Raw genomic sequence first — 7488 nt, 5'->3', positions numbered from 1 at the left:
GGTCGGCATTGCAGCCCCCACTCATTGATGGATGTTGCATTGACCGTATGAATCTGCCCGGCCGATTCACGCGCTGGGTGCAGGCTCGGTGCGGTGAACGCAGACTCGAAGCATCGGGTCAGGAGTCCAGCCAGGCCAACTCATCCGGTAGGTGCTGGTGCCAAAAGTCCACATCGTGTCCGCCGGGATAGAACCCGCCGGCCGGCGGCGTGGGTAGTTGATTGACGAATTGCTGGGTTGCGACGTAGAAACCGTCGCCGGTGCCGCAATCGATGCGCAGCGGAATTGACCCCAGTTCCGGCGGCAGGCTCAACGCCGAGTTCTTGCGCCAGTCGTCGAGGCTGTCGAAGGCGTCATGGGGCGCACCCCAATACGTCATATACAGCGCCGGGCTGATCGCACAGATCGCCGCGGTGCGCGCCGGACCCAACCGGGAGCCCAACAGCAGCGCGCCGTAGCCACCCATCGACCACCCCATGAAGGCCACCCGCGTGGTGTCGATGTTCTTGGTAGCCAACATCGGGATCAGTTCGTTCAACACCATCGCCCCGGAATCCTGCCCGGAGGCCCGCCGGCGCCAGAAGGAGTTTCCGCCGTCGACACTGATGACGGCGAACGGCGGCCGGCCGGATGCGACCAATCGCGCCAACGCATCCTCGACACCTAGGCCCATCACGCCCGCGGCGTCGCTGTCCATCCCGTGCAGGGCAATCACCGGACGCAACACGCCGGTCTGGCCCGGCGGGCGGGCGATGATCCAGTTGGTCTGGATGCCGCCGCGGGCCGCGGAGATGAACGAACCGGACTCGCGGGTGGGCAGCGGGCTTGCCGCGGACGCGGGTGGTTCCACCGGGTCAGGCAACGCGCGGGGCTTCGGCGGATCGAGTAGGGCTCCCAACGCCAACAGCCCCGCGGCACCCGTTCCCGCGGCCGCGCCGGTGACACCCAGACGCAGCGCCTGTCGGCGGGTCAGCGATTTCACCAGCGCATCATGCCAAGCAGACGAGCGCGGCAGGTATCGGTGCGCCACACTATCCGGCCACAGCCCGATAACGGCCCCACGCTGGCTGTGGATGGTCCGGAGCCGGGGTTGGTACAAAGTTCAAAATATGTAACACTGTTTCACATGACCGAACTCAAAGAGCCCGCTGCGTCCGACCCGGCGACGGATTTGCCGTTGGGACCGCAGTCGCTGGTGTGGCGCTACTTCGGCGACAACCGGATGTTCCTGATCGGTCCGCGGCCTGCGGTGCTGCAGAACATGCTCGCCGAACTCGGGCAGGGCGTGCTGGACCACTCGGTGTTCTTTTCCGACACCGCCGCCCGGGTCAAACGTTCGCTGCCGCCGATCTTCATGACCGTCTACGGCGCCGACGACGACCACCCCGGCCAACAGGTGCGCGATTTCCACCACGAGATCAAAGGCGAAATGCCGAGCGGGGAGCGCTACCACGCGCTGGATCCGGAGACCTATTACTGGGCGCACGCCACCTTCGTCGAGCAGGTGCTGTACTTCGCCGACACCTTCGTCAAGCGCCTCACCGACGAGGAAAAACAACAGATCTACGCCGAGTCGAAGACCTGGTATCGCCGATACGGCGTCAGCGACCGACCGATGCCGGCCGACTACGCCGAGTTCCAGCGGTATTGGGACGACATGCTCGACAACGTCGTCGTCGCGCACAAGACCGCCAAGTACGGCGTCGGTTATGTCACCAAAGGCTTCCCGTGCCCCAAAGGCGTGCCGCCACAAGTGTGGCGGGTGATGTCGGTGGCGTTCAACCCGCTCGCGGCGTTCCTGACGACCGGCGGCCTGCCGCCGCAGGCCCGCGCCCTGCTGAAGCTGCCGTGGAGCGAGCGCCAGGAGCGCCGCTACCAGCGCTTCGCCGCGGTGTGGCGCTCGCGGCCGGTCAATTGGGTGTGGGATCATCTGCCGATGCGGTTGCGCTACAACAGGTTTGCTCAGGCGGGGTATGCCCGCTGACAACGCTGACCCTGCGACGCGAGCCATCCTCGACGCCGCCGTCGTCGAGTTCGGCCAGCATGGCTTTCGTCGGGTCGCACTCGACGAGGTAGCCCGCCGCGCCCGGGTCAGCCGCACCACGATCTACCGCCGTTTCGCCGGCCGCGACGAGCTGGTCGCCGCCGTCATCGACCGGGAAAACGCGGTGCTGTTCGCCGACATCGCGACCGAATTGAAAAGCATTCGGCCACAGTCGAACTACTATGTCGAGGCGTTCACACTGTCGATCGTGCGGTTCCGCCAGCATCGGGTGCTGACCCGGATGATCGCCGACGAGCCCGGCCTGATGCTCGAGTTGGCCCACCAGCACTGGGCCGCGGCGGTCGAGCGGATGGCAGCCGCATTGCGGGTGATCTTCCCCGAGGGGTTCGCCGAGCGCATCGGGGCCCGGGCCGTCGACGAGTTGGCCGACACCATCCTGCGCTACGCGGCACTGGTGCTGCTGCTGCCCAGCAGCCATCCGCTGGTCACCGCCGACGACATCCGCGGCTTTGCCACCGAGCATTTTCTGCCCAGCCTGCCGGCTGCGCTTCGCGCCGTGCCGGTGTAGATGCAGATTGCGGTGTGCCGGGAGAGACCCGACCGGTTCACCGAATGCGGCTCGGCTGCCGCTGCGGCGGGCGACTATTAGGTGGTTACTCAGCCCGTGCACTCGGGCTGAACCCGACATCGCTTAGGAGGAAAGCACATGTCGTTCGTGACCACACAGCCGGAGATGTTGACGGCCGCGGCCGGGCATCTGGCAGGAATCGGCTCGGCAGTGGCCGCCCAGAACGCGGCTGCCGCCGCCCCCACCACGGTGGTTCCCGCCGCGGCCGATGAAGTATCGGCGCTGGTAGCGACACAGTTCGCCGCACACGCCGCCAACTATCAGGCGGTCAGCGCCCAGGCATCGGCGGTTCATGACATGTTCGTGGCCACGTTGGGCGCCAGTGCGGGCGCGTACGCGGCCACCGAATCCGCCAATGCCGTCGCGGCGGGCTGACGGGGTCGAGACATGGATTTTGCAGCGTTACCGCCGGAAATCAACTCGGCGCGAATATATTCCGGTCCTGGCCCGGCACCGATGCTGGCCGCCGCGTCGGCCTGGGCCGGGGTGGCCGCTGAATTGAGTTCGGCGGCAACCTCGTACGACGCGGTAGTTGTCGAGTTGGCGGGTGCCTCATGGCTGGGGCCTGCGTCGGCCTCGATGGCAGCCGCAGCCGCGGCGTACGTGGCATGGCTGCGCGCCACCGCCGGGCAGGCCGAGCTGTCGGCCAACCAGGCTGGCGCGGCCGCGGCCGCATATGAGGCAGCGTTTGTCGCGACGGTGCCCCCGCCGGTGATCGCGGCCAACCGCGCTCAACTGATGATGCTGATCGCGACCAACCTCTTAGGGCAGAACACCTCGGCGATCGCGGCCACCGAAGCCCTCTACGGAGAAATGTGGGCCCAGGACGCGACGGCAATGTACGGCTACGCCGCTTCGTCGGCGGCCGCCTCGAGGTTGGCACCGTTCACCGCGCCGCTGCAGAACAGCAATCCGGCCGGTCCGGCCGCCCCAGTCAGCTCGGCCGTCGGCACGACGGCCGTGACGAACACGCAGGCGACTGTGTCTCAGCTGGCCTCGGTGGCGCCCGCCGCCGTGCAGCCGTTGCAAGCACTGCCCCCGGGGTTCAGTGACCTCGCGGACATCGTGGGCGTTGTGGAGGGTCTGAGCCTCACGCCAGCGGCCGCCGGTGTATCCGTTGTCGGCGCGATCCTGTCGGGCGGGGCTTGGTATTCCGCATCGCTGGACTCCGATGAGATCCTCGCCTCGCAAGACGAACTCTCCGGTGAACACCGCGAAATTCTGAACGCGATCGGCCAGTCGCGAACGGCGGCGGTGACGGGCTCGAGCGGCGCAGCGCCGGTGACGGCAGCCATGGGCCGGGCAGTCCCGGTCGGCGGGTTGTCAGTGCCGGCGAGCTGGGCGGCGGCTGCCCCGGAGATACGTGCGGCCGGCTATGCGTTGTCGGCCACCAGTGCCGCTGCCGCGCCGGCGGCCTTGGCCGGTAGCGCGGGAACCGCGTTCAGCGAGATGGCCCTCGCCGGCATGGGCGGAAGTGCACTGGCCGGTACGGTCGGCTCGGCTCGGGCCGAGCGTGCCGGCATGGCGGCGGGTCGACGCGAGAAGCCACCGCAGACGTCACCGGCCAGTCCGGTGACGTCACTTGCCAGCGACTTGCGCGAATTCGCCGCGCTTCACGACGAAGGAATCTTGACCGACGAGGAATTCAACGAACAGAAGCGCCGCCTGCTGAGTACGGCTGGTGCGATGCCCGAACGCCCCCAAGCACTTCCGTGAATCTCCGGCACCCACTACGTCGCTGGCACGCGTCGTCTCACTTCTGCGAGTGATGGACGTCGTTGCCTGGACAGTATGGGATAAGCAAAGCCCTGGTGCTCCCGGTGCGCCGGGGGCGCCAGTGTTCGCGGCCCAGCGGCGTCACTTAGCGAACAGCAAGACCGAATCTTGGCTTAGCGCTTCTAGACGCGCGACAGCCAGTTTGATGCCCGTGGCCAACCGCTCGACGTCGGGTGAGGCGTCATAATCGGCGGTGATACCAAACACCAGGTCGTCTGCGTAGCTCAGCACCGCGATACCGGTGCGCAATTGCAGCGCGATCGGGGGAACCGGCAGCAAGTGCGTCACCTTGCGACCCATCATTTGCAGCTGGCGGCGTGGTCCGGGAACATTGGTTGCCAACGTGACGATGCCGCGTTGCGGCAGCCGGGTGAGCATCCGAATGACCCAGGACGACAACATGAATGGGACCAAATTGGCCGCGGATAAAAACATGCTGCCAGCTTGCCGCTGCCCGCCCTGTTTGGCTCGGGTCAATCGAGTGTGCACGGTGCGTAACTGCTGGACCGGGTCGTGCTGTTCGACGGGCAGATACGGCAACACGACGGAAATGCGATTACCGGGCTTGTCCAGCGCGTCGGGCGCGCGCACCGAAACCGGCACAAGGGTGCGCAGTGAGTCGGCGCGTGGCTGTTCTCCGCGGTGCAGCAAGACGGAGCGAAAGCCTTCGGTAATCGCTGCGAGCGCAACGTCATTGATGGTCACGTCGAATTTGCGGCATATCTGTTCGACGTCAGCGCGGGGGACCCGTACCGCGCTATAACGCCGCATCGCAGTGACAGGGCCGACCAGTGATGAGGCAGCGGCTGGCCGGATCAAGCTTCCGGCGATTTCGGCGGCACCGCTGACGGTTCGCGCAGCGGCATCCGTGACGCCGGCAGTAGCTCGCCAGAGGCTGCCAATCGGGTTGCGCGGGGCCAGATCCGGCGCTGGATGCAGACATGGCTGTGGTCTGGCGACCCTGTTCGGGCCCACGGGTGGTGCGAAAGCGTCGCCGTCGAGGCCATCACATAGCCGCGCAAGAATCCGGGTCGCCGAGATTCCGTCTGCCATGCAGTGGTGGATCTTCATCAGGAGCGCCCAGCGATTGCCCTTCAGGCCCTCGATGACCCAGCATTCCCACAACGGACGATCCCGGTCGAGACGGTGCTCTAACACATCAGCGACGACTTGGAACAGTTCGGGGTCATCGCCGGGCCGAGGCAGTGCGACCCGACGGACATGACGGGCGAGATCGAATCCGGGGTCGTCGACCCACTTGGGAGCGCCGACATCGAAGGCGTGGGTCCGCAGCACCTGCGTGCACCGCGGTATCATCCGAATCCGGTCTCCCAGTTCATTTTTGAACTGAATATAGTTGGGCGCGGACCCCTCGATGATGGCGATTCCACCGATCGCCAAACTCACGCGCCGATTCGAATCTTCCGCCATGAGGAAACCCGCATCGAGCGTTTTGAGTTGCTCCATGTCCACTCACCACCGTTCGCGTGCTGGAATTCGTACAAGTATTGCTCTGCACCCGCTGCGATAGGTGGCGGCAAGATTAAATCGTGTAAACAACTGTGGTCCATTGTCTGACAACGCCGTTCACGAGCGCCGGGCTAGATCGGCTGTGACTTAAGTGGTGTCATCGTCGGCTTGCCGCCTTTGACATGTACCGCGTGGATGCCCGGTCTTTGCCGCAGTTCAGCCAGAAGACCGTCGACGTGTTCAGGATCGGTGTGCCAGTGCTGAACACTTTCCGGCTTGTCCGCCATTTCGGCCACGATGCGTTGCAGTTTTTCGGGCGAGTCACCGTCTTTGAGGTCTTTGCGGTCTTTGACCGGCGTGGCACCCCCTTTGGCACCAGCACCGGCTAGACCGCGGGGCACCGCGGCGCCCAATGCGCCTCCGGCCATACCCGCCAAGGCCATTCCGCTGCACAGGCTTCCCTGGCTGACCGCGACTGCCGGGACGGCGCCGGCCGAGGCGCCAGACAACACCGCGGCCACCGTTCTGATCGCCGGGGTGGCCGCAGCCCAGCTCGGCGGAACCGCCAACCCGCCGACAAAGCCGGCCTGGCCGACACCCGCCGACACCGCGGATCCGGCCCCGACCAACCCCGCGGATCCCAGCGCAGACGCACCCGAACCGAGTCCCGCCCCCAGACTTGCCCCCGCCCCGGTGCCAGCTGCTTTTGCTACGTCTGATAAGGCCCGTCCCGGGATCACCAGACCCATGATGATGCTGATGAGGGTATCGTTGGCCGGCAGAATCGCTTTCGGGATCAGCTCCACATTGCCGGCGATCGTCGCCAACGGGGAGGAATTCAGGCTGCTGAGCAAACTCGTCAGCGACGAGAGCGCCGACGGTGGATCCGCCGCGGCGGCTGGAGCGGCCAGGCTTTGCAGCGCACCCGGTGTCGCTGAAGTCAGCTGTGATAGCACTGCTTGGGTATTCGTACCGGTCGACGTGCCTACGGCCTGGGCAAGCGCGCCAGCCTGACTCGCTGTGCCGGCCGGGTTGGTGTTTTGTGAAGGCGGAGCGAACGGCGTCACCCTGGTCGCGGCCGCCGACTGGCCAGCGTAGCCGTACATCGCAGCCGAATCCTGAGCCCACATGCCGGCGTATTGGGCTTCGTTGGCCGCGATCGCCGTGGTGTTCTGGCCGAATATGTTGGTCGAAATCAGCGACGCCAGTTGAGCGCGGTTGGCTGCGACGACCGGCGGGGGAACCGTTGCGGCAAACGCGGTCTCGTATGCGGCCGCCGCAGCCCTGGCCTGGTTGGCGGTCTGCTCGGCTTCCGTTGCGGTGGTAGTCAGCCACGCCGCATACGGCGCGGCCGCGGCCGCCATGCTCGCCGACGACGGACCCCGCCACGCAGTGCTCAGCCCCGAAACCGCCGAGGAGTAAGAGGCCGCGGTCGAGCGCAGTTCAACGGCTAACCCATCCCAGGCCGCCGCGGCGGCCAGCATCGATCCCGATCCTGGACCGATGTACATGCGAGCGGAGTTGATCTCAGGCGGCAACATTCCGTAATCCATTGCTATGCTCCTTGATTGGACGCGACCGCGTTAGCGGCTTTGGTCGTTGACAATGG

Annotated in this window: 7 protein-coding genes; 4 read left to right on the top strand and 3 right to left on the bottom strand. The window is 66.1% G+C overall.

What is annotated here, in order from left to right:
* Window positions 1–118 precede the first annotated feature (118 nt).
* Window positions 119–982: an alpha/beta hydrolase gene (locus AC5Y49_RS16455; RefSeq protein ID WP_499888792.1), complete on the bottom strand. Its 864-nt coding sequence runs from the start codon at window positions 980–982 to the stop codon at window positions 119–121.
* Between the two features lie 144 nt (window positions 983–1126).
* On the opposite strand from AC5Y49_RS16455, the gene AC5Y49_RS16450 reads away from it, so the two are divergent.
* The 4 genes from AC5Y49_RS16450 (at window position 1127) to AC5Y49_RS16435 (ending at window position 4349) form a co-directional block, all read left to right on the top strand.
* Window positions 1127–1984: an oxygenase MpaB family protein gene (locus tag AC5Y49_RS16450; RefSeq protein WP_499888789.1), complete on the top strand. Its 858-nt coding sequence runs from the start codon at window positions 1127–1129 to the stop codon at window positions 1982–1984.
* Window positions 1974–2573, top strand: coding sequence for a TetR/AcrR family transcriptional regulator (locus AC5Y49_RS16445; protein WP_499888787.1), 600 nt, complete (start codon window positions 1974–1976; stop codon window positions 2571–2573). The genes AC5Y49_RS16450 and AC5Y49_RS16445 overlap by 11 nt, the downstream gene beginning before the upstream one ends.
* A 138-nt stretch (window positions 2574–2711) precedes the next feature.
* Window positions 2712–3008 carry a PE family protein gene (locus AC5Y49_RS16440; RefSeq protein WP_499888785.1) on the top strand — a complete coding sequence of 99 codons (297 nt, stop codon included), beginning with the start codon at window positions 2712–2714 and terminating at the stop codon, window positions 3006–3008.
* Window positions 3009–3020: 12 nt separating this feature from the next.
* The gene (locus tag AC5Y49_RS16435) at window positions 3021–4349 is read left to right on the top strand and encodes a PPE family protein, SVP subgroup (protein ID WP_499888783.1); all 1329 of its coding nucleotides are present in this window, start codon (window positions 3021–3023) and stop codon (window positions 4347–4349) included.
* 141 nt (window positions 4350–4490) lie between these two features.
* On the opposite strand, the gene AC5Y49_RS16430 is transcribed toward AC5Y49_RS16435, so the two are convergent.
* Window positions 4491–5876, bottom strand: a complete 1386-nt coding sequence (locus AC5Y49_RS16430) for a WS/DGAT/MGAT family O-acyltransferase (protein WP_499888781.1) — start codon at window positions 5874–5876, stop codon at window positions 4491–4493.
* A gap of 134 nt (window positions 5877–6010) precedes the next feature.
* Window positions 6011–7432: a PPE family protein gene (locus tag AC5Y49_RS16425; protein WP_499888779.1), complete on the bottom strand. Its 1422-nt coding sequence runs from the start codon at window positions 7430–7432 to the stop codon at window positions 6011–6013.
* Window positions 7433–7488 lie beyond the last annotated feature (56 nt).

The organism is Mycobacterium sp. NGS62, assembly GCF_059812285.1.
This window is presented reverse-complemented; position numbering and strand designations above follow the sequence as displayed.